The organism is Collinsella sp. AF04-24 (genome assembly GCF_003465685.1).
GTDB lineage: Bacteria > Actinomycetota > Coriobacteriia > Coriobacteriales > Coriobacteriaceae > Collinsella > Collinsella aerofaciens_AP.
The window spans coordinates 1-21243 of record NZ_QSBK01000012.1 but is presented as its reverse complement, the minus strand read 5'-3'; the positions used below and the strand labels follow the sequence as shown (position 1 = coordinate 21243).

General features: G+C 57.6%; 20 protein-coding genes. 4 read left to right on the top strand and 16 right to left on the bottom strand.

Annotation, left to right across the window (positions count from 1 at the left end; translation table 11 throughout):
* Positions 1 to 71 precede the first annotated feature (71 nt).
* Positions 72 to 1583, bottom strand: coding sequence for an IMP dehydrogenase (locus DWV32_RS06040; RefSeq protein ID WP_006234046.1), 1512 nt, complete (start codon positions 1581 to 1583; stop codon positions 72 to 74).
* Positions 1584 to 1776: 193 nt separating this feature from the next.
* On the opposite strand from DWV32_RS06040, the gene DWV32_RS06035 reads away from it, so the two are divergent.
* On the top strand, positions 1777 to 2121 hold the full coding sequence (locus tag DWV32_RS06035; RefSeq protein WP_117757576.1) for a winged helix-turn-helix domain-containing protein: 345 nt from the start codon (positions 1777 to 1779) through the stop codon (positions 2119 to 2121).
* Here the strand turns inward: DWV32_RS06035 and DWV32_RS06030 are convergent.
* The 12 genes from DWV32_RS06030 to DWV32_RS10555 form a co-directional block, all read right to left on the bottom strand.
* The gene (locus tag DWV32_RS06030; protein ID WP_158566096.1) at positions 2111 to 3115 is read right to left on the bottom strand and encodes a PLP-dependent transferase; all 1005 of its coding nucleotides are present in this window, start codon (positions 3113 to 3115) and stop codon (positions 2111 to 2113) included. The genes DWV32_RS06035 and DWV32_RS06030 overlap by 11 nt on opposite strands.
* Before the next feature lie 112 nt (positions 3116 to 3227).
* Positions 3228 to 3893 carry a DUF4956 domain-containing protein gene (locus DWV32_RS06025; protein ID WP_117757574.1) on the bottom strand — a complete coding sequence of 222 codons (666 nt, stop codon included), beginning with the start codon at positions 3891 to 3893 and terminating at the stop codon, positions 3228 to 3230.
* Positions 3894 to 3896: 3 nt separating this feature from the next.
* Positions 3897 to 4688 (bottom strand): polyphosphate polymerase domain-containing protein, encoded by a 792-nt coding sequence (locus tag DWV32_RS06020; protein ID WP_117757573.1) that lies wholly within the window; start codon positions 4686 to 4688, stop codon positions 3897 to 3899.
* Complete coding sequence (locus tag DWV32_RS06015; RefSeq protein WP_117757572.1) at positions 4675 to 6444, bottom strand: CotH kinase family protein; 1770 nt, start codon at positions 6442 to 6444, stop codon at positions 4675 to 4677. The genes DWV32_RS06020 and DWV32_RS06015 overlap by 14 nt, the downstream gene beginning before the upstream one ends.
* The gene (gene pelG, locus DWV32_RS06010; protein ID WP_117757571.1) at positions 6434 to 7978 is read right to left on the bottom strand and encodes an exopolysaccharide Pel transporter PelG; all 1545 of its coding nucleotides are present in this window, start codon (positions 7976 to 7978) and stop codon (positions 6434 to 6436) included. The genes DWV32_RS06015 and pelG overlap by 11 nt, the downstream gene beginning before the upstream one ends.
* A 3-nt stretch (positions 7979 to 7981) precedes the next feature.
* The gene (pelF, locus tag DWV32_RS06005) at positions 7982 to 9409 is read right to left on the bottom strand and encodes a GT4 family glycosyltransferase PelF (protein ID WP_117757570.1); all 1428 of its coding nucleotides are present in this window, start codon (positions 9407 to 9409) and stop codon (positions 7982 to 7984) included.
* Positions 9406 to 11286 (bottom strand): DUF2194 domain-containing protein, encoded by a 1881-nt coding sequence (locus DWV32_RS06000; RefSeq protein WP_117757569.1) that lies wholly within the window; start codon positions 11284 to 11286, stop codon positions 9406 to 9408. Before DWV32_RS06000 ends, pelF begins: the two co-directional genes overlap by 4 nt.
* Positions 11283 to 12188, bottom strand: a complete 906-nt coding sequence (locus DWV32_RS05995) for a hypothetical protein (RefSeq protein WP_117757568.1) — start codon at positions 12186 to 12188, stop codon at positions 11283 to 11285. Before DWV32_RS05995 ends, DWV32_RS06000 begins: the two co-directional genes overlap by 4 nt.
* Entirely contained in the window at positions 12185 to 14314 is a 2130-nt protein-coding gene (locus tag DWV32_RS05990; RefSeq protein ID WP_117757567.1) for a DUF4118 domain-containing protein, read from the bottom strand. Before DWV32_RS05990 ends, DWV32_RS05995 begins: the two co-directional genes overlap by 4 nt.
* Before the next feature lie 346 nt (positions 14315 to 14660).
* Positions 14661 to 15329 carry an RloB family protein gene (locus tag DWV32_RS05985; RefSeq protein WP_117757566.1) on the bottom strand — a complete coding sequence of 223 codons (669 nt, stop codon included), beginning with the start codon at positions 15327 to 15329 and terminating at the stop codon, positions 14661 to 14663.
* Between the two features lies 1 nt (position 15330).
* Positions 15331 to 16488, bottom strand: coding sequence for an ATP/GTP-binding protein (locus tag DWV32_RS05980; RefSeq protein ID WP_158566094.1), 1158 nt, complete (start codon positions 16486 to 16488; stop codon positions 15331 to 15333).
* Positions 16489 to 16712: 224 nt separating this feature from the next.
* Entirely contained in the window at positions 16713 to 16940 is a 228-nt protein-coding gene (locus DWV32_RS10555; protein WP_117757564.1) for a DUF2188 domain-containing protein, read from the bottom strand.
* A gap of 129 nt (positions 16941 to 17069) precedes the next feature.
* Between DWV32_RS10555 and DWV32_RS10415 the strand changes: the two genes are divergently transcribed.
* The gene (locus DWV32_RS10415) at positions 17070 to 17363 is read left to right on the top strand and encodes a transposase (RefSeq protein ID WP_117757563.1); all 294 of its coding nucleotides are present in this window, start codon (positions 17070 to 17072) and stop codon (positions 17361 to 17363) included.
* A 6-nt stretch (positions 17364 to 17369) separates the two neighbouring features.
* Entirely contained in the window at positions 17370 to 17579 is a 210-nt protein-coding gene (locus tag DWV32_RS05965) for a transposase (protein ID WP_117757562.1), read from the top strand.
* A 222-nt stretch (positions 17580 to 17801) separates the two neighbouring features.
* Here DWV32_RS05965 and DWV32_RS05960 read toward each other — a convergent pair whose 3' ends face one another.
* Positions 17802 to 18743, bottom strand: a complete 942-nt coding sequence (locus DWV32_RS05960; protein ID WP_158566092.1) for a reverse transcriptase domain-containing protein — start codon at positions 18741 to 18743, stop codon at positions 17802 to 17804.
* Positions 18730 to 19734 carry a retron St85 family effector protein gene (locus DWV32_RS05955; RefSeq protein ID WP_117757560.1) on the bottom strand — a complete coding sequence of 335 codons (1005 nt, stop codon included), beginning with the start codon at positions 19732 to 19734 and terminating at the stop codon, positions 18730 to 18732. The genes DWV32_RS05960 and DWV32_RS05955 overlap by 14 nt, the downstream gene beginning before the upstream one ends.
* Before the next feature lie 554 nt (positions 19735 to 20288).
* Here DWV32_RS05955 and DWV32_RS05950 point away from each other — a divergent pair.
* Positions 20289 to 20813: an ImmA/IrrE family metallo-endopeptidase gene (locus tag DWV32_RS05950; protein ID WP_117757559.1), complete on the top strand. Its 525-nt coding sequence runs from the start codon at positions 20289 to 20291 to the stop codon at positions 20811 to 20813.
* A 200-nt stretch (positions 20814 to 21013) separates the two neighbouring features.
* Here the strand turns inward: DWV32_RS05950 and DWV32_RS10495 are convergent, their stop codons facing one another.
* Positions 21014 to 21136, bottom strand: coding sequence for a hypothetical protein (locus tag DWV32_RS10495; protein WP_255413144.1), 123 nt, complete (start codon positions 21134 to 21136; stop codon positions 21014 to 21016).
* Positions 21137 to 21243: the final 107 nt, after the last annotated feature.

Here is a 21243-nt window from a genome sequence, read left to right as displayed (position 1 = left end):
AGAGGAGTGCCGCGTACTTAGGTACGCAAGCGACGGTTTGAACGGCAAGGTGCGGTGCCTTGGAAAGCCGCTTATCGATAAGACACAGACTGCTGGGAATCCTTTACGACTACGTCGTGGGCGCCGCCTTCGACGATGGAGGTGGAGCTTACCAGGGTCAGGCGCGCCTTTTCCTGGAGCTCGGGGATCGAGAGGGCGCCGCAGTTGCACATCGTGGACTTGACCTTGTAGAGCGTGCCGCCCACGCCGTCCTTGAGGGAGCCGGCGTAGGGAACGTAGGAGTCGACGCCCTCGACGAAGCTGAGCTTCGCAGCGCCGCCCAGGTCGTAGCGCTGCCAGTTGCGGGCACGCGCGGAACCCTCGCCCCAGTACTCCTTCATGTACTGACCGTTCACATTGACGCGCTCGGTCGGGCTCTCGTCAAAGCGGGCGAAGTAGCGACCCAGCATCATAAAGTCGGCACCCATGGCAAGGGCGAGCGTCATGTGGTAGTCGTAGACGATACCGCCGTCGGAGCACACGGGCACGTAAACACCGGTCTCCTCGTAGTACTCGTCACGGGCGCGGCAGACGTCGATCAGCGCGGTGGCCTGGCCACGACCGATACCCTTGGTCTCGCGGGTGATGCAGATAGAACCGCCGCCGATACCGACCTTGATGAAGTCGGCACCGCAGTCGGCCAGGAAGCGGAAGCCCTCGGCGTCGACGACGTTACCGGCACCGACCTTGACGTCCTCGCCGTAGTTGGCGCGAATCCACTCGATGGTGCGCTTCTGCCACTCGCTGAAGCCCTCGGAGGAGTCGATGCACAGAACGTCGGCACCGGCCTCGATGAGCAGCGGCACGCGCTCGGCATAGTCGCGGGTGTTGATACCGGCGCCGACCATGTAGCGCTTGTCGTTATCGAGCAGCTCGTTGGGGTTGGTCTTGTGGCTGTCGTAGTCCTTGCGGAAGACGATGCCCATGAGGTGATCGTTGTCGTCGACGATGGGCAGAGCGTTGAGCTTGTTGTCCCAGATGACGTCGTTGGCAACCTTGAGGCTGATGTTCTTGTCGCCCACAATGAGCTGCTCACGCGGGGTCATGAACTCGGAGACCTTCGTCTGGTGGTCATCGCGACTGGGGCGATAGTCACGGCTGGTGACGATGCCCAGGAGCTTACCCTTGGGAGTGCCGTCGTCGGTGACCGGCATGGTGGAATGACCGGTCTTCTCCTTGAGCTCGATGACCTGCTCCATAGTCATGTCGGGGGTCAGCGTAGAATCGGACTGAACGAAACCAGCCTTGTGATCCTTAACGGCCTTGACCATGGCGGCCTCGGACTCGGCGCTCTGGGAACCGTAAATGAAGGACAGGCCGCCCTCGGTAGCGAGCGCGACACCCATGTCGACGCCCGAGACGGACTGCATGATGGCGGAAACCATGGGGATGTTCAGGGTGATTGCCGGCTTCTCACCGCGCTTAAAGCGGGTTAGCGGCGTCTTAAGAGAGACGTTGTTGGGGATGCACTGCGAGGACGAGTAACCAGGGACCAGCAGATACTCCGAAAACGTGTGGGACTCACCGGGAAAGAACGTAGCCATGTTTCTCCTTTTTCCATGCGACCGGTCGGCTGCAGGCCTCGTAGGACCCAGCCCAACATTGGGCGCCCAATACTGGGGAAGTATCTTAACGCACTTTGACTGCTACAATGCATGATTTAAGAAGAGCACACGAGGGCTTGACGCAGGCTTTGCGTTTGCCCAGCAAACACTTTAGCGGGGAGACGTGGAGCGTATGAAGTACAAGACGACGGCAAAGTTGGTCATTCAAGCGTGCGACAAAGATCTGCCGGGCGTCTTCGGCCACGGCTGTGTCTTGCTGCTGCAAGGTATCGCCCGCGAGCACTCGCTCAACCGTTCCGCCAAGAGCATGGGCATGGCGTATTCCAAGGCCTGGCGCATTGTGAACGAGGCCGAAGGCCAGCTGGGCTGCAAGCTCATCGAGCGCGACGGAGCCCGCGGATCCACGCTCACCCCCGCCGGCGAGCGAGCCATAGCGGCCTACGAGGAGCTGCAGGCCGACATCAACAACGTCATCGCCACCAAAGCCAGCGACCTCATTGCCACCATCAAAGAGTAGCTAACTTGCGAAGGGCGTTGTCTAGGGTGGACGCTACAACCAGGGGATCGTCGGTACCGGCGAAGAGGCGGATGGCGCCCCCCTGCTTACCGCGCGGGGCCGAAAGGCGCGTTGCTGAACCGCCGGCGGGCGACGTGCGGAACTCCCCCGGCAATGTGTCGAACAGCTCACCAGCACTTCGCTCGATAAGGTCAAACTCAACTGCCGGGCCAAAGCCGTGCTCGAGGATTCCCGTTGCAACCGCATGGTCGGGATGCGAGGTCAGCCCGGGATAGCGCACGTTGCGTACCATCTCGTTGGCGGCCAGATACTCGGCCAGCGCACGGGCGCGATCGAAGTGGGCCTGCATGCGAGCGTCGAGCGAAGACAGCCCCCGCTCCAGCATGCAAGCCTCATTAGCAGAAAGGTCGAGTGCAGACGCACCGCAATCCGCAAGAAGCGCATGCGCACACTCGGCGGCGGCATCCACGCGATGGCGCTTAAGCTGCGAGCGCGCCACCGAAGCGGCGACGAGCTTGCGCGGCGCAACGCCGGCACACACACGGTCGAGTGCCTCGAGCGACAGGACGGCACCCAAACGCAGCGGATCGCACCCAAAGACGCTTGCCACGGTGTTATCCACCACGAGCAACGCACGGGCCTCACGCGCCGCCCGACCCAGCGCACGCAGATCGGGCACACGTAGGCCAAACCCGCCGATGGAATTGACGAACCACCACAGATGCGACCCGCCAGCATCAAACGAAGCATCAAAGCCCTCGGACGCGGCGGTAAAAGCCGCAACCGACGGCTCCCCCACGAGCACAACGTCGCAGGCATCAAAGCCGCGCGCAAACGCATCGGCAAAGTCATCGGCAAACACGACCAGGCGATCGCTGGGACGCACAATCCCCAGCAGCGACAGCGCCGCCGGCACGTGCGAGGCCGCAACAAGACGCGCCTCACGCGCGCCGGCCCTTGCAGCCCAGGACTCTTCTAGCTGTTGCACGTCCACGCGGCACCATCCTTTACATAAAACCAAACCAAGACCAGCCCACCCAGGTCGAGAAAACGTCAGCGCAAGCAGCGTCGAGCGGTCCGGCGTTCGTTAGAACGCCGGAACAAAATTAGCCGTGATATTCGCCGTTGTATTGGATCAACGTTAGATCTTCCACGCCATCGAGCGCGCGGATGGCGTCGGCATAGGGCATATCCACACCGTCCGAGAACACCTCGACGGCCATCTCGACCTTGTCACCGCGCATGGTCTTGGACTTGACGGTAAACTTGGTGCGGCCAAATGCACGCACGATATCGTCGCCGGTGGTCTGGCCCGTGTAGTGGATGACCATCATGTACACGCGCGCCTTGTCCTGGTGGCTCGCAAAGCCGACAATCATCACCACGATCACCACCGCCGTGAGCGCCACGAGCGCATACATACCGGCTCCCGCCGTAATGCCCGTGGTAATGGACCAAAACAGATACAGCAGGTCGAGCGGGTCCTTGACCGCCGTACGATAGCGGACGATGGACAGAGCACCGACCATACCGAGCGAGATGACCACATTGGTCGAGATCGCGAGCGTGACCATGCAGGTGAGCACGCACATGCCCACGAGCGTCACGGCAAAGCTGCGCGAATACACCACGCCGGTAAAAAAGCGCTTGTACACGTAATAGATCAGGATGCCCATGGCGAGCGCCACGAGCAGCGACAGGCCGATCTTGGCAGGGTCGACCTGGCCAAACGCCTCCAAGACGGAGTTCTTAAAAAAGTCCCTGGTGCTCATGGTCTAAATATCCCCTCGGTTCTCAAAATCCGATTCCCAGTAATTAAATCCGCGCAGGTAGGCGGTCTTGTCATAACACAGGCAGTACTTAGAGACCGCCGTGAGTTCGGCCGCGCCCGGCGGCACCATATCGCGCACCAGCTGCGGACAAAACTCCGTAAACTTGACCTCCATCACCAGCTTACCGGGCTCCAGGACCGGCAACGCGGGCAGCGTCGCGTCAAAGATATCGAAGCTTCCCACCGCGGCACGCACGTTCATGTCAAACGTAATGCGCACGGTGCCCTCATCCATCACCCACGGCTCGCGCTCGTAGTCCACAATGGTCCGTGGGCGCATCATGTTGCAGATGCACTCGATGTAGAACTCGCGGCAGAGTTGGTGCGGACTCCTCAGCAAAAAGTCGTAGTCGCCAGCCAGGATCTGCTCAAACTCGCCGCGCGTAAGCGGCGCGTCCTCCTTGTAGATCCAGCTGCCGTACTTCTTTTTGCGCTCGAGCTTAATCACCTTGTCGCTGCCGTTATAGATACGCACGCGATACTTTTTGCGCATGAGAATGCCGGCGTCTTTTTCCTCGTAGGCCGAGTTGCAGTAGTCGTCAAAGTACAGGCTGCGAATGGTGTAACCACCCGAGCGCGCATGCTTGTCCAGCTTAAACACCGGCGCCATGCGACAGACAAGCGCGGCGCGCTCGCCCTCGTTAATGAGATATTTGAGCTCGTGGCGGTAACGCTCCTGCGTGGTACGGACAGGCGGGGCCGCCAAGCGCTCAAGCAGCGCGCTAGCCCTCCTCATACGTGTCCTCCACGACCTTACCGCCGTCTTGCACGTAAAAACACTTCATGCCGTAGTGCTTGCCGTCGTCGGTCACATAGTAGTCAAACGCATCTTGCGTATAGCCGTCTGAGTTGGTGGCGCGCACGCGCACAAAATACTGGCCGGAATCGGGCGCATCGCAGGTCACTTCGGGAGGCAGCACGTCCTCGGCCTTAAAAAGCACGTCCTTGATGGCATAATCCCGCGCAAGCTCTACGGTGTAGCGAATGTCGCGCGCCTCAAAGTCGTAGGACGCATCCCAGTTAATGCGCAGCTTAGCGTTATCGATCTGCGGCACGCCGATGTAGAACGGCATGGGCTTTTTAAAACTCTCGCGAAAGCTCTTGTAGTTCTCCTCGATCTCGGAGGGAATCGCCGCGGCGATCTGCTCGTATTGGTCCTTGGTGACAGGCAGATTGTCGATATCGGGCGAAGCAAAGACCAGGGATTCAGTCACCTCGCGGTAGTGCTTGATCATCTTGGTCAGGCGAGTCTCGGTCAAATACGAGCGCAAGTCCTTGACGGCGCGGTCGAGTTCGCTGCGGAACGACTTGCTGCGCAACGCGCGGTTAAACAGCACGTTGCCCCAGTAGTTGCTTGCGCCGCGCTCCCAGCTCGCGTAGTCCGAAAACCCGGTAAGAGAAAGCTCCAGCTTACGCAGCATGCCGTCGTTATCCCAATCCAAAAAGTACCAGGTATTTGAGTTGAGAGGGCTGTACAGATAGCAGTTACGGTTCTGCGTATCGCAGTTGCCCGTCAGGATCTGAAACGCCAGCCAATAGACCAGATTCTCGGTATCAAAGTAGGTGTCGAGCACGTTATCGATCTTTTGCGATTCGTCGTTGAGCGCATCGAGCATCTCGATGAGCTTGGTGTGGTCCGAATCGCCCTTAATCTCGAGCATGCCCTCAAAGTTTACCTGGTTGTAGTCGGGATCATCGGCAAGCTTAATGGTGTCCTCGTAGCGATGGAAATCAAAGCTGTTCACCTTATACAGGTGCCCGCTCTTATCCAGGCCATGTGCCTTAAGCGCCGTCTTGTTGAGCTGCTCCACCTGCGTAAACAGGCCGTAGTCCTCAAAGGTATCGTTGGACTTTTCGGTCTGGTCGCACACCCACAGATGCACAAACTGCGTGCGCAGGCCCATCATCTGGGGAATCCCGCGGATAAGATCGTAGGCCATCTTGTTGCGAAAATGCATACCCTCGCCCATGTGCTTGTTGAGCGCAATCGCACGCTGCTGGCGCCAGGTACCTTTTCCTTTTTTGAGCTCCACCTTGTAATTCTTTTGCGTGTAGGAGCTCGACGTCTGGCCACGCACCTGCACGGTGGCATTGGGCGCTTCCTCGCCATAGCCAACCTCGCCGGCCTCCGGGCCGTCTTCGTCGCCCGCCTGCAGCAAGCCCATAACCTGATAGCGCGCCACGCCCATGTCGGCATAGTCATACACCGAGTACGTGTTGATCTCGGCCCAGCTGTGGTCGGTGTTCTCGGAGCTGTTGCCGCGTGAGACCGTCAGGTACATGGTCACAATACCCGAGTCGTCGTAGACCTCGTACAGCTCATCTTTATCGCGTAGATGCTTGGTACCGTCCGAGGACTCGGCCTTTTTAATCTTGCCCTGCTTTTTGACCTTTTTAGTCGAGGAGTCTTCCTGCACCGAGCAGCCCGAAAGCAACAGCGCGCCGGCAGCCGCCTCGACCAGGCAGCGGCGAGACATCATCCTATCGGTCATCAGAACCTCCCCAATGCTTGCGATACACGTGAACTACTGCGCGCTCAAACGCGCCATGTGGCTCACCCTTATGGCGACCTTCCTCATAGCGCTGCTCGGCACGGTCGAGCAAGCGGCCCAGCTGTGTAAACCAGCCCGTCTTGTCGGTCGCCACAATGGGCTGCTGGCTCAGGATACGATAAGGCAAGTTGGCGGTATAGGTATCGAGCCGCAGCAGCGCCACGATAAAAAACACCGCCGCACCCAACAAAAAGCCAAAGCCGTAAAACTGCTGCGGCAAAAGCAACGACGCGGCAGTCGCCAGCCCGGCCACACCGGCAAACAGTCCCGAGGCCAGCACGGCCCCCTTGTAGTCGGTAAAGTACAGCAAGATCAGCAGGATCGTGTTGCCCACGGCATACAGGCCGTAGCCCACGCACAGCGTGCGAAAATACCCGTGCATCAGGTTGTTAAAGCCCAACGGTAGGGCCGACAGCACCGTGGTCTCGAGCGAGATGACCGCCGCCGTCACAAACAGTTGCTTGAGCGCACAAAACCGCAGTTCTCGGTTGAGCGTGGCAAGCATTTCCTCCTCGGCCACCACAATGTCGCCCACCACACCACCGTCGTTGAACAGGCTGTAGTAGTCGCGGTAGCGCGGATAAAAGTTGACCTCGACCGAGACCACAAAGTTGACGGACGTGACCAGGATCGTCAAAAACGCGATGAGCGCCGGCACATCGTGGTAGGGCGCACCATAAAACAAGCCCTTGACCTGCACGCCAATGGGACCGGCCCAAATTATCACCAAGTGCGCAAAGAGGCCCAGGTTGGTGAACAAGCCCGTGAGCGCCAACGGCATAAACTGATCAAGCCACCGTAAAAAGAGCCAGGGGCTGCGTTCGCTCTGCGGAAAATACCGGTACAGCAGCACCACGTCCCAGGCGAGCATGACGCCGTAGCCCAGAGCAATTGACGCCAAAAGGCCCTCGACCGGCGGCAGTCCCAGCGCCAGCGCGGCCAGGGCGCACAGGCACGCCACGCCAATGGCAGCCGCAAAGCTGCACAGGATACCGCGGTAATCCTTAATAGCGGTGAGATAGCTCATGCCGTTCCAGTTGACGATCATAATGTTGAACAGCCACAGGCATAGCAGCCCCTGCAGCAGCGTGGCGCCCGAGAACAGCAGAAAGACACCGTAGAGCACCGTGCCCGCAACGAGCATGACAGCATTGGAGCCCCAAAACGAGGGCAAGATCTCTTCCTCGCGCTCGGCAAAAAGCATGTCGGCCAAAAAGCGCGTGACCGGCATGGAGAAAAAGCTCGTGAGCGTAAGCGAGGCCAGCAGCGTATAGGTCACCATGCACACCAGCAAGTCCTGGTTGGCGCGACCAACGCCCCACAGACCGCACAGCACCAAGATACCCACCTGAAGCAGCACGCCCAGCAGCATGGGGCCCGTGCACACAATGCCGGCGTAGCCGTAAGCGCGCATCGTGGCAAACAGGCCCTTGCGCCTAAACAGGCGCTTGAGCTCAAAACCTATTCCGGCCACCGGCTACTCCCCCTCTCTGGGCAGGTCAAACGCACGCGCCGTCTCGTCGTACAGCGCGCGATAGTTGGCAAGCATCTGCTCGTGCAAGAAGTACGTGGCAACGCGACGCTGGCCGCGCTCCCCCATCTCAATGCGACGAGCGCGGCTTGTGCACATGCGTTCCATGGCATCGGCCAAGCCCTTGCGATACATGGGCGGCGTCACAAAACCCGCCACGCCAAAGTCGTCTCCCGGGGCGCCTTCGAGAAGCTCGCGACAGCAGCCCACCTCAGTCGTCACGCAGGGACGGCGCGCTGCAAGCGACTCCAGCACGCTGAGCGGCTGGCCCTCGGAGATGCTCGTCAAAATGGTAAAGTCGAGCTTTTCCATGTACTCGACCACGTTGACGCGGCCGGTAAAGATCAGGTCGCGCACGCCCAGGGTTTCGACCAGCGCGTGGCACTCGGCGCCGTACTCCTCGTCGTCCACGCCGCCCATGATGTGCAGGCGCACCTTGGGCAGGCGCTCGTGCAGCTCAAAGAAGGCATAAATCATGGTCTTGACATCCTTGATGGGCGCCAGGCGCACCACCGCGCCAATGTCCACCCAGCCGTCATCGGTCTTTAAGGGAATATCCTTAAAGCGATCGAACTGGATGCCGTTGGGAATGACCAGGCATTTGTCCGCATCGCAGCCCATATCGATCTGCGTCTTGCGGGCGTTGTGGAATAGGCTGGTCACGCGGAAGGCGCGGCGGTAGATCTCCTCCGAAAGCAGGTAGAAAAAGCGAATCCAGCGGTCCTTAAACGACGGCACCACCCAATCGGCGCGAATGATCTCTTCCTCGCGCTCGCGGGTATAGATGCCATGCTCGGTCAGCAGCACCGGCGCATGGTGGACGCTTGAGCCCAGGCAGGCGAGCAGGCCGCCGTAGCCGGTCGAGATGGCATGGTACACATCGGCCACCGGCACCTCGCTGCCCAACAGGTAGAGCACGGGCAGCAACATGGAGCGCATGGTGTGGAATGCATCGGCAAAGGGCGTGTAGGGATACTCGGCCAGGCACACGTCGCGAAAGATATCCATAAACGTGCGGCTCTGCAAAAACGAGAGCGGATGCACGCGACGGCGGTGGAAGATATCGAATAACACGTCCCAGTCCGGATTGGAGAGCGACACCAAACGGCGTAGCGCCTCGCGCTCACGCTCGTTAAAACTGGCTTCATGTTGCTCGCCCGAAAGCCGCAGGGCATCGTCCAGGAACACCTCGTGCACCTCGACCACGTTGCCGGGCAGCTCGTAGACAAACTTGCCACGGTCGGCAGCATGCGCGCCGATCACCCACAGCACAAACTCGTGCTCGGGCATGGCCGTAATGTAGCCATGCATCCAGGTAGATACGCCGCCGTGCACATAGGGGTAGCAACCCTCGAGTACCAAGCAGATTCTCATTTATCGCCACCCTCCTTGCGCTCGATCGTCACGGTCTTATCATTTGCCTTGAGCAGATACAGATTGCCCGTAAGGTGCGTCAGTTCGCCACCCGTCACCGCACCCGGCTCGCCATTGTTGGCGCGGAACATGAGCCATGCCTCGTCGTGGAAATTGCCCAGGCTGAGCGTCCAGGCATCCGCGCTGGTATCCACGCTCACCGTCACGGACGAAAAACGCTGGATGGCACCGGAGCACTCCGACGCCGTCTGGTGCCGCAGGTCGGGCGCGGATTTGGTAAGCCACTCCAGGTAGTCGACCAGGCCGCCCTTGTAGACCTCCCAGCCCTCCTTGGCTCCGCGATCGGGGTCCAAAAGGTCGTCCGGGTGCATAAAGTGCGTGCTCACGTAGTGCATGTTGAGCTCGGACACGGCTGCCAGGCGCATATAGGAATCGTCGACCATGCCGCCCGAGACAATACGTGGCTGCTCCACAATGCCATCGCTCGCCACGCCAAACTCCTGCACGTACGGCAGGTCGGTGCCATCCTCAAAATACGTACTGGCAATGGTCTTAATTCGCGGAACATCGGTACCGATAAGCTTGCGCGCGCGGGCCGAAAGGATATTTGACGGCGGCACGTAAACCGAGCCATGAGCATTGGGCAGGACCTCGTCCTGAAACGCGATAAGTTCGTTGAGCGAAGCGACGAGCGTCTCTTTGTTCTTCCAGGTCTTGTAGACGTACAACGTACCATAGTCGGTGTCCCAGAGCGCAAGCGGCTGATGGTTGTAGCCGTGAAAGCCCAGCTCGCCGCCCATCTGCAGCAGCATGCCGCCAAAATAGCGGAACTGCGTGGTGTCGGCCTGTCGCGCGGGCTCGGTCTGGTTGACCGCGTCCTCGTAGTTTTCGATCATCACGCCGGTATAGCGAATGCCGTATTTTTGCGCGAGCTTTTGCAGATCGGGCCACCAGACCTTGGTGTAAAAATCGGCAATGGAAAGGCCGTAGTCACGCTTGATATAAGTACCATCGCCCGAGGGCACGGGGCTAGGAAAGTCGTCCAGATAAAAGACAGCGCTGTTGATAACCGGATATGCCGTGGCATCGCCCAGCAAGCTGATCGCCGCGGCGTAAAAGCCGCGCATGACCTTGTCATAGATACCGATATTACATACCACGGTGCGCCCGCTACCGCAGTCATTCGACCAAATGAGCGGGGCGCCCGCATCGCCGGTCTTGGCCCAAACGTGCGCCGTCTCGCGCAGCGAAACCGAAAGCGACGAATCAAAGGGGTCCGAGAGCTCGTAGCGCTCTCCCCCGCCCAACATAAAGTCCTCGCTCGGCACAATGCTTTCGGCATACACATAGTCATATCCGGCCGATTCAATGCCAAGCTTGGAGGCAATCACTTGCAGATAGCTCGAGTTATCCGGCGGCATGGCGAGCATAAGCGAACCGCCGGCACTCACCCAACTCATAATGTCGCTCAGGTGCGTACCGAGCCCATCGAGCGACGGCATGAGCAAGATCACGCGATCGAAGGAGGTCAGCGAGGGAATGGCATCCGCACCATCCAGGGCAAGGTCCACGTCGCGGTGCGCGATCTTCATGTCGAGCAGGATCTGGTCGAACTGTTCCTTTACGTCCTCGACGCCAGCTTGATCGGAATCGGTAATGACCAGGCACGTGGGCTTTTGGCCAAAGATTGCCGAGGAGGCCGGCACCGCGTCTTTGGCGGCGAGCATGCCCAGCTTGTGCTGTCCAGCGCTGTACTGCACGCCGGCGCGTTCGATCAGCAGCACGGCGGCCATGACGATAAAAACAGCCCACACTACGAGCAGCCCCATCCAACGAAAGCGGTCTGCACGGTCGCGGATATGTTGCACCACGCTCATCTGGCCTCCTCCCCGTCGCGCCAAAACGCCAACTGTTCGCGGTTGGCGGCACTCAAATACACATGCTGATTGTCGATCGCGTCGATCACACGGTGGACCTCGTCACCGTCGCGGCGCATCACGGCCAGGCGCAGGCAAAGCATCCAAACCTCCTGCTCCTCGGGCACGTCGAGCACCAGCTGGTCGGTCACGGTCTGCGCCTCGTCGATCTGTCCGACATCGGCCAGCGCCGTCGCGTATCGAATGCGCAGCTTAAGGGTATCCTCGCGTTCGCAGCGACGCGCAAGCAGGCGCGCATACTGCTGACGCTGAATCTGAGCCACGCGTCCCTCGGCCAAGCCCGAGTTCAAGTATTCACCAAGAAAATCGCAGTATACATTGAGGTTTTGCGCGCTCGGGTCTGTCTTAAAGGCACGCTCCAGCTGCTGCAGTTTAAGGTCGGACTCCTTGGAGATCTGCGCCACCGCCGTCGCGGCATAGTGCGCCACCTCAACGTCGTCGTTAAGCTTAGCCGACTGCAGCTGCGCCAAGTACGCGTCGGGCTCCTCGGTGAGTATGGAGAGCATTAGGCGGCGCCGGTATGCCGGGTCGTTGACGATGAGCGCCTCCTCGAGCGGGATCACGCCTGCATCGGCATCACGTTCGTGCACTAAGATGTTGCGATGCAGGTCGTCGTTGAAGCGCAGCGACTCCAGCGCAGACTCTTTCAGCCCCTCGCCAAACGCCGTTCCGCGGACCGATAGCAGAACCACCAGCAACGGGCCCCACAGCGGCACCAGCACTATCACAGCCAGCATATGCCCGCGCACCGGCAGCAGGTCCAACTTCATGAGCGTCCACAGCACCAGGCAAACCAGCGCATGAATCAGCAACAAGACGGCAGCAACGACAAGCGAGATCAAGCGGCACCCCCCTCACCGTCACCGGTGTCAGCAATATGCTGCAGCAGCGCCACGATGTCCTCGCCGTCGACGGGCTCCACCGCAAGCTGCTTTGCACTCAGGCGCTCGCGGATAATGGGCAGATCGCACGCCTTTGCCTGGCGCATAAGCAGGTAAAGCACGTCGCCGTCGACCAAGCCCGCCGCATCGCTCTCGCGGATTGCCGACCCAATTGCGCCCACCAGCTCGCCGACAGGCTCCATGCCCGGTACCACGCGCAGGAGCAAAAAGCTGCCCATCTTGCCATCTGCCAGCGCCTGCTCGGCCGCGAGCTCTTGGCCAAAGGCAGCCTGTTTGAGCACGCAAGTGCCGTCAACGCAGCGTTTATCCTGTGCCGCCGCCTCATAGTCAAAGGCACGGCCCAGCGCGCTTTCGACCAGGCCGCACAAGATGCGGAACAGATTTTGATAATAGAGGGTCATTTGGTTTTCGGCCGCACGACGCACAAAGATCAACACGGCGGGCGCCCCGTCACGCTCGATCGTGTATCCAAACATGGGAAGCCCAGGCATCAGTTCGCGGTTCACCCACAGGCTCGAACGACCCCCGTCGCCCAAAAGAGGTGCAAGCTGCTCAAGCGTGAGCGAACGTGCAGCATCTTCGGCAATCGCGGGACTTGCTGCCACCAGGCGTGCAAATGCCCCGCCCGAAACATGGTAGATCGCCACCGAATCGTTCTCGAGGATCTCGCCCAGAAGCTCGCAGCACTTGCGATAGATGTCGCGTGGGTTGAGCACGTCAAGCTCCTGCGTCACGGCAAAGATCTTGCCAAAGCTGTCGTGGCGACCCACGATCTGGCGCCTGTACGCGCGCTTGTCCTCGATCGCGTCGTGGTAGAGCTGCGTAAGGAACGTATTGCGGTTGCGCACGAGCTCGTTTTGATCGCGCTCCGCCCTAATGGCTTCGCTATTGCGCAGCTGCACATAGCCGCACACGGCACCCACAACAAAGTACGCAATAAACGGCAGCCAGTTGGACGGCTCGTAGAACAGGCCCTGTAAGGTATAGCCGTACAGAGTAAAGTAACTCGCGGCCAAACCCACCGACGCCAGCAGCGCCGCAACCAGGCCAAAGTCCAAGCCATACAGCGTGCCGATGAGCACCACGTAGAGCAGGCGATAATCGAGCACGTTGAGCTGGGTCGATTGGGAGAACAAGCGCTCCAGCACCTCGAACAGAACCCAGGCAACGCCCGTCTCCAGGCATTTGATGGGCAGCGAGTGCATCTGGATGCGGTCGATGGCCGCGCGCAAGGGGTTGACCTTCTTTGCACGGCCAGCATCCCAGCGAGCCTGAATGGTCGAGAGGTCGCGCAACAAGTCGTAGCGCTGAAACCAGCCATAGCGCACGCGAGCGACGTCGCTGGCGGGCAGGGCGTAGCCGGCAGAATCGCCATAGGCAACTGAGAGCCCTGGGAACAGTGCCTTGAGGACCTCGCCCGCCGTATGATGGAAGGTATCGGCTACGTCGAGCGTCTCAAAGTTACCATTCCAGCTGTCAAAGATACGGTGTACCAGCACCGAAAGCTCCTCGGCACACAGCAGGGGAAACGCGGCATCCTGCGCGCCCTGCAGAGCAGCCGATCCGGTTGAGCATGCGTCGAACAGCGGCACCAAAAACGGGTCCTCCAGCGCGGCAGACGCGGTATACAGGAACGGCACGCGCAGGATCTTGGTCTGAACGCCCTCGCGAGCAGCGTAGTAGCGGCACAGGTCGTTGGCTGCGTGCGCGATAATGCCCTTGCCCGTTCGCCCCGCGGCATCGGCGGCACCCTCGGCACCCGCGGGCCCCGCTACATACAGCAGTTGGACCCGACGACCCGCGCACGTACGAAAGACCGAGCGCAGCAGCTCGATTTCGCCCACGGTATCGGTATGCGGGGTAAGGTAATTAGACAGGTAGACCACGCGGTCGAACTCGTAGGCCTGATCCAGGTGCTGGAGGAGCTCTTTCCACGAGGCATGGGGCGACGACTCGTCGCGGCGCGCTTCCGCGGCAGCGACGACCTTAACGTGGTCCCCGGGGAACGCCTTGGCACAAAAGTCATCGTCAACATATGCGGTGTTGCCAACAACCAGCACCTCCATGGCGTGCTCCTCCCCTAAAATCCACTTCTGTCATAGTCAAACATGCGTATTTTACGCTGTCAACGCGAGTTGGAACGCCTTTAAGGCTGTTTTAAGAACTTTTTTAGAGGATGTGGGGACATCGAGAGTGCTAAATGAGCGACCAATTCGGAAGTGGGGTGAAAAACCGAGACCTGTCGACCAGACCCTAGTTTTGGGCACCCGCGACCTGCGGTTTTGTTGCCTGAAATCGGGCTATGCTCGGCGAGTTTCGATTTTTCTCCGCACTTCTCCTACGCACCGGATTTGCAATCGCGCATCACAATCCGCCAATCGCCCTAACCGGAAAGCCAATCCACAGACTCGACTAGCCAGCCAGATACGGCCCGATTACATCGAAAATTTCGCCCACCTTAGTTGCAGGGTTTTGCGCAGATGGCTTAACGTTACCCAGCCCCCTATGGTATGTGACGAGGCGCCCAACACGCTGCAATGCCTCGCCTCGTTTGCCGTCCACCACCTCGAACAGCCCGTCCAAGTTCTTGCGGTACTCGATGCCCAGGTCTCTCGACATCTCCTGCGCGAGGACATGCTGGCAGTCGGACGCGGACATATGCGCGGTCGTGTAGCGAAAGTGCAGAAGAGGCCACAGCTCGAAGCAGGGGTTCGACCACAACGCATGGAAGGTCCTCGAACCATCGGAGAGCTCGTCGCATTTGCGCTCCATCGCGTCAAAGTCGGACGCAGGAAAGTCATTCTTGTCATACACGAGCCACACATGGTCGAATGTCTCGGGCGCATAGCGGCAGTGTTCGACGGCAAAGTCAAGTAGGTCAAGTGTGTGTTTGCCGGTCCCCTTAACGACAATGGCAACCTTACGCTCGTTCGCCGCACCCAACGCCGCACGCACACCCTCAAAGTAGCGAGGCTCGGTCTCCTTGCCCTCGCTCACTATAAGATGACGCGTCATCTGAACCATGCGCGAGCGGCCCTCTCGTTTGCCGCTACGCCAGCCCTTCGACTTCTTCGCCACCATGCTAATCCCACTCCTCGATGCGGGTGAGATACGGATCGGCGCCGTAGCGACCGGACAGGTATTGCTTGTCGAAAGCCGCGTTCTTGCTTACCAGATTACCGTTTGCCTCGTGGATGTCGGCGAGAGACCACAGTTGGCTCGCCTCCCCCTCGCCGCGCGCAGCGAACCATATCTCGTCACGGCGGAACACATCGTTTCGCATGGTTGACACATCCTGGGACGAGAAGATGAGCTGCGCGCCACTCTTGTTGACCCCAGGATCCTTAAACAGCAGAATCACATAGCGAAGAAGCTTCGGGTGCAGTTTGGCGTCGAGCTCGTCTACCACAACGGTGCCACCACGCTCAAGCGCTGTCATCAGATACGCAGCCAACCCCATGAGCTTCTGGGTTCCGGCAGATTCCTCGGATAAACGCAGCTCGTACGCCTTGCCGCCCACCTCGTGCCTCACGAAGACGCGCTGGCCGCGCCACTCCGGCGCCCTCTCCACTCTGAAGCCATCAATACGTACATCAACGGCGCGCAAAAAACGCGTGACCTCGGGTGAGTCATCCTCATCGAGCAATTGTTCGAGCATCTGCTCCAGATAGGAGCTGTTATAGTTCAGGAACACCCCGTCAAGAAACCAGCTGGCAGCCTCCTTGACCACCGGCGCGTCAAAGTTGATGCAGAGAAACGACAGGTACGGCAGCCTCGGGTTGAATCTCGCAGCCGTCACGAGCTTGCGCAGCGTGGGACCGAGCTCAACCTCTGCGCCCTCACGCTCGAACAGCATCGCCGTGCGTGACGCTCCCAATTTTCGCCGCCACAGGCCTTCGGACACGATCTCGTCAGCATGCACGGACAGGGCATAGCGGTACTCGTGCTCAGCCGCGCGATAATAGAGCTCGAATTCGGCGGGCTCAGCAGCCGACACTTCATCGAACTCAAACGCAGAGCAACGGGGTATCGAAGGACGGTTACCCTCTGGCGCATCAGTGCTGGCAGAGAGCAATCTGATCGGCCTGGCCACCGCCGAACGAATATAGTCAAGCGCCTCGAGCAGGTTAGACTTGCCGCCAGCGTTAGGCCCGTACACCGCAGCCACCGGAAGAAAACTCTGCCCGTCGGAACACTCTATGAGGGAGCGCTCGAACTCCCTCATCGATGTTGCCTGCATGGAAAGCTCAGTTTCGTCGCGATAGGATCTATAGTTCCTGAAGGTAAACTGGCAAAGCATCGTCCTCAAAATTCCTTTCATTGTTTTGAAAAGATATTTCAGAGTTTTTATTTGATTATAGACCTTAAATAGCATCAATCAAGTGTTTGCCGCATACTTCCGGCAGACGTTTGTGGCTGCGGACACGCTAATCCATGCCCGCAGCCGCAATGGCGTCAAGCCCCTTATCCTCTCGGCGGGAAGAGATCGTGCCCATGGGAATCCTTTGCGCGGATTCTGCCATCGGGACGATGGGTGATTAGCTCAGAGTGCTGATTAGAACTAATTTGACGACCGCGCTTTATAGCTTCGCCCTGGGTCGTCGTAACAAAGGAAGCGCGACGCGCCCCCTCGCCCTTAACCTGCCATTTGCCATCCGCCCGCTTCGTAACGTGCTGGTTTCTACCTTTCATACTCACCTCGCCTTCACGACCGATTGTTAACGTGCTCACAGCATGAGGCTTGTAGCAAGTTCACTCGTGCCGCTTTGCTTAAAGCATAAATACCGGCGCGGACATTAATCAGACCTGGAAGGTGTCAGTATGGGATCATCGACGAAAGGGGCACGAGCCCCGTCTGCGAACATCGTATCGATCGACGAAGGGTCGCTCGACGCGCTGCCCAAAGAGGAGGCGTCCGAGCTTGTCGGGGCCGAGCGCTATGAGAGGACGGCGGGCCGGGAGGCCTACCGCAGCGGCCACTACGCGAGAAAGCTCGTCACCGGGGCCGAGGAAGTCGAGCTCAGCGTGCCGAAGCCCCGCGGGGCGGTCGTAGTGGCGGTGCGCGACGGGTTCGCCGAGACGCTTGCCTACACGGAATTCCCGCCGGAGCACTGACGCTGGATCGAGACGAACGACAGAATCGAGCGCATCAACCGCGAGATCAGAGGGAGGACAAGGGTCGTCGGGACCTTCCCGAACGGCAACTCGACCCTCATGCTGGTGACGGCGAGGCTGATGTACATAGCGGAGCACGAGTGGGGCAAGAGGAGGCACCTGGACATGTCCAAACTGGGGGAGATAGACGAGCTGAAGGGAAAGGCGGAGGGCTAGAAGAGGACGGCGAAATCAATTTACGAAAGAATCTTGACGGTACCCGAGGGCCGCTCTTCGTTAAAAGGGCGCTGGAACGTCACCCTTACACCAACATTTTCGACGCAATCATCCCTCGAAGTATTAACTGTCTAAACTTAAATAGAATATGCAACCAATTCGAGAATGGTTCAAAAAGCAAGCCAACGCAACCGTCACATGCCCCAGCAAATCACCCAACAACTACCTATAGGCGAGCTCTACTAACGCTGGCATAACGCCTCCGCTAGACACAGCCTTACCATAGCTCGCGTACTTGGCTAAAAGTGCGTTGCAATAATCCGGTTCAACCTGTTTACAAAAGCTCAGGTGGCCTAAAACGCGATGGGCGTGATTACGATCGCACTCGCGCATAAGCACTTGGTATAACGAACGCTTTAGCTCTGCTTTTCTTTGAGGTCCCAGGCGCAGTACGCCATCGCGGTCAAGATAGATGCCCGTGATTTTACGTAGGTGTCCTCGTCCAAAACAGCGAGTTTTGTCCTTATTCAAATCAAAACCCTTTTGATTTAGGCGGTCATCGACAATAGCTGAAATCTCCGCAGAGTCTATCCATTCAGATGATGAAATGCAGATGTCGTCAGAGTATCGCGAGTAGACGAATCTTTCGCCTAGTCTAGCTGCAATCTCATGGTCAAACGAAGCCATTATGCGATTGGCAATAAAGGGCGAACACGGAGAACCCGTTGCAAGAGAACCCCGATAACATGATAAAGCTACGAGAAGATCGACATCGTCTGCAGTAAGACGCGAGCGAAATTCAGCGTTTGTCGACCTATACATTCCCCCTGAAAACAAATTCCTAACCATTTGTTGAGTGCAGGACTCAAAGAAATGGCAAATATCAAGCAGAAGAAAATGGCTGCTCTTAGCATGGAGCCCGGCATTACGGCAGACGCTTGAGCCCTTTTCGTAAGCTGTAGCGTAAGGAAGATCTATATCAAACTCCGTATTTATATAATCCGAAATCCAACATTGGACGAGCTTCAAATCTGGCAGAGGCGCAACAATCTTTCTCCCACCGGCAGAAAAACAGTGATACCTATCTGCCGTTGAGCTTACAAGGCCCAATAGCTGACAATTTGTCATTCCAAGGTCGAAGCAAATTCTATCAGCAATAGACACCGGCAACGCCTCCATACCCCATTGATCTCTTACGAAGGATTACCCGCGCCCTCATATTTAAAAAATCTCGGTCTTCGTATCCCTTAAACATGAAATAGGAATCAAGGTGTATCGTGCTTTTAATCAGATAATCCGGACCCCTATTGCATCTCACTTTAGAAACAAGACCGGTAGCTCTCATCATGCAGCAAACATCCGACCAAGATATCGGAACGCCGGCATTTTTCATGTCTGCATTTAAAATGGGCGAGAATATTTTGAGCTTACTAGCACGGAAGCCTTTGGCCGCACAGTATATCGTTCGTAAATCGGTCTCCGACATGGGGCCCAATATTTGAAGCAAATCAAGTAACTCATGGACGAGCGAGCCCACGTTAATCTTGGACTCGTCTCGATTGATCATCTTTCTAGCGGCCTTTAGGCCAGCCTTGCCCCGCTTAGTAGCATTAACACCAATAAGGGGTCTTAGTTCAGAAACAAAGCGGCACAAGTCAGGCGAAGACATTGGGTTATTTAAGTCTAAGTAAAAGACTTTGTTAAGCGAAGAGTCGCCCGTGGCTATTTCTTCCACTGGCCCATCAATCAAGAAGCTCCGAGAGCCCTTATATTGCTTTCCAACAGCAACAGAGGTAATCCAAGCAGCATGAGGCAAAGCGGAGAAAGCGCCCAACTCGCAAAAAGATCCACAGCTCTCTGCAAAAATCAATATCCAGTCAGATATGTCGGCAAGCATGGCCTCTTGCTGAAGTAAATTAAGTCTCGAACCGTCCATTTCCGCCGCTACGTCTTCGGCGGTAAGACAAAAAACGTTTTTTAAAGCCTCGGTGTGATTGTTGGACACATAAGCTCTAAAGAATCGTCGAGAGGAATGCAGGCTCTGATCACCGCCGCAGGGAAAGATAAACAAGGGCAGTTTATTAACGTCACGATTAACCCTCAGATGATTTCTCAGGATATTCAAATCAGTTTTACTGATACAGTCGCAGAGCATTGCACCTCGATTCCAATAAGGACAAGGCCGCACAGTCCGTGCATATGGTCATTCCGTAGGCACGGTGTCGGGTCCGTGGCTATGGAATGACCATATGCACGGACCCGAATTGGTAAAAACGTCTCAGTCCATCTTTAACAGAGGACTCGCTCCAGTCGGGGCGATCAATGACTAGCTGCGACCTTGTCTCAAGTAACTTTACCATCACATTAGTGTCTAAGGCTTGATATTAGCCGGCTATAAAAGGAAAGCATGCTAGTCCCGCATCAAATTTATGCTGCAAAATGTACTCTATTGAGCAGCGAGTCGCCCATTCTCGGCCTATTCCTGGCTGCTCCTCGTGGAGGGTTGCACCTCATCGCCACTCCCCTTCTTCTTGCACAGCACATGTATCGCGTGTTCGCCCAAGATTGACCACGTATCGGCAGCATCACAAACAGCTTTAAATACGAAGGGAGCGAACTCAGTTATCGCAGACTCATATTCATCAAGCGATTCAAGATACCGGCGAAAAGCAAATCCGGTTGAAAGTACATTCTTGCCAACGGGAACATATGCCTCCAAAAGCGTATCTAGTTTGGGTAATGCATCGAAATCTCGACATGGAGACGTCAACTACAAAAGAAATCGAAGCCGAGGCGAACAAGTTTGCCTCGGCCTTTCTAATGCCCAAATCAACCATGCTGAAATATACGCCCAGAGGCTTCAGCCTGCGGGACGCAGTGGCCCTTAAAAAGCGATGGAAGGTATCTGTGGCAGCCTTTATCTATAGATCACACGACATTGGCTTACTCACGGATTGGCAGTATCACAATCTATTCAAACAATTAAGCGCGGCAGGATGGAGAACGGATGAGCCCAACGCGATAATTCCGGAAGAATCTGAGGTAAATAAGCAGGTCATCACTCTGCTCTCGAAAACGCCAAAAAAGCTAAGCACGGCATCTAATGAAACCGCATTGCCACTTGAGCTGTGCTACCAGTTGCTTACCGGAACAAGTGCGCAAGTTGTAGTAGGCGGGAAAACACCCGCAAGTAAGACAGACGGACGAAAGGCCAATCTAACAATAGTTCAGTAATCAACGTCTTTTCAACTTTGCAGTCACGAATGTCTTGCTATATGACTCATTTGGAAAGATTGCTGGTTCGTTATGCGGCCTTAGCTTGTTAAGCACCAAACAAAAGCGGGGAGCATTGGCGATGACCAGTACTCCCCGTTCTAAGAAATAGTGAACCTACTGAAAGGTCTAGCCACCCAACGCAGGCTTGCCGCTCTCCCCTAGTCCCGCTTAAACAGGTCCCTCGTGTACACCTTGTCCTCCACGTCCGCGAGCTCGTCGCTCCAGCGGTTGGCAATGACAACGTCGCAGCAGGCCTTAAAGGCCTCCAGGTCGAGGGTCACCTCTGTTGATGTTCGCTAAGAAGTGGTCCGAGTGATCACTGGGAAATGAGCACCGTGAGCACGAAAAATTGAGCAGTTTAAGCAAGAGGGCCGCGCCCCGGGGACCG

What these genes read in the sequence shown, in the direction of transcription:
- DWV32_RS06040 (WP_006234046.1), bottom strand. Translation starts at nt 1,583, where the DNA reads ATGGCTACGTTCTTTCCCGGTGAGTCCCACACGTTTTCGGAGTATCTG.
- DWV32_RS05980 (WP_158566094.1), bottom strand. Translation starts at nt 16,488, where the DNA reads ATGCAGGCAACATCGATGAGGGAGTTCGAGCGCTCCCTCATAGAGTGT.
- DWV32_RS06015 (WP_117757572.1), bottom strand. Translation starts at nt 6,444, where the DNA reads ATGACCGATAGGATGATGTCTCGCCGCTGCCTGGTCGAGGCGGCTGCC.
- DWV32_RS05955 (WP_117757560.1), bottom strand. Translation starts at nt 19,734, where the DNA reads ATGCTCTGCGACTGTATCAGTAAAACTGATTTGAATATCCTGAGAAAT.
- DWV32_RS10415 (WP_117757563.1), top strand. Translation starts at nt 17,070, where the DNA reads ATGGGATCATCGACGAAAGGGGCACGAGCCCCGTCTGCGAACATCGTA.
- DWV32_RS05950 (WP_117757559.1), top strand. Translation starts at nt 20,289, where the DNA reads ATGCCTCCAAAAGCGTATCTAGTTTGGGTAATGCATCGAAATCTCGAC.
- DWV32_RS10555 (WP_117757564.1), bottom strand. Translation starts at nt 16,940, where the DNA reads ATGAAAGGTAGAAACCAGCACGTTACGAAGCGGGCGGATGGCAAATGG.
- DWV32_RS06020 (WP_117757573.1), bottom strand. Translation starts at nt 4,688, where the DNA reads ATGAGGAGGGCTAGCGCGCTGCTTGAGCGCTTGGCGGCCCCGCCTGTC.
- DWV32_RS05985 (WP_117757566.1), bottom strand. Translation starts at nt 15,329, where the DNA reads ATGGTGGCGAAGAAGTCGAAGGGCTGGCGTAGCGGCAAACGAGAGGGC.
- DWV32_RS05990 (WP_117757567.1), bottom strand. Translation starts at nt 14,314, where the DNA reads ATGGAGGTGCTGGTTGTTGGCAACACCGCATATGTTGACGATGACTTT.
- pelF (WP_117757570.1), bottom strand. Translation starts at nt 9,409, where the DNA reads ATGAGAATCTGCTTGGTACTCGAGGGTTGCTACCCCTATGTGCACGGC.
- DWV32_RS06000 (WP_117757569.1), bottom strand. Translation starts at nt 11,286, where the DNA reads ATGAGCGTGGTGCAACATATCCGCGACCGTGCAGACCGCTTTCGTTGG.
- DWV32_RS06035 (WP_117757576.1), top strand. Translation starts at nt 1,777, where the DNA reads ATGAAGTACAAGACGACGGCAAAGTTGGTCATTCAAGCGTGCGACAAA.
- DWV32_RS06025 (WP_117757574.1), bottom strand. Translation starts at nt 3,893, where the DNA reads ATGAGCACCAGGGACTTTTTTAAGAACTCCGTCTTGGAGGCGTTTGGC.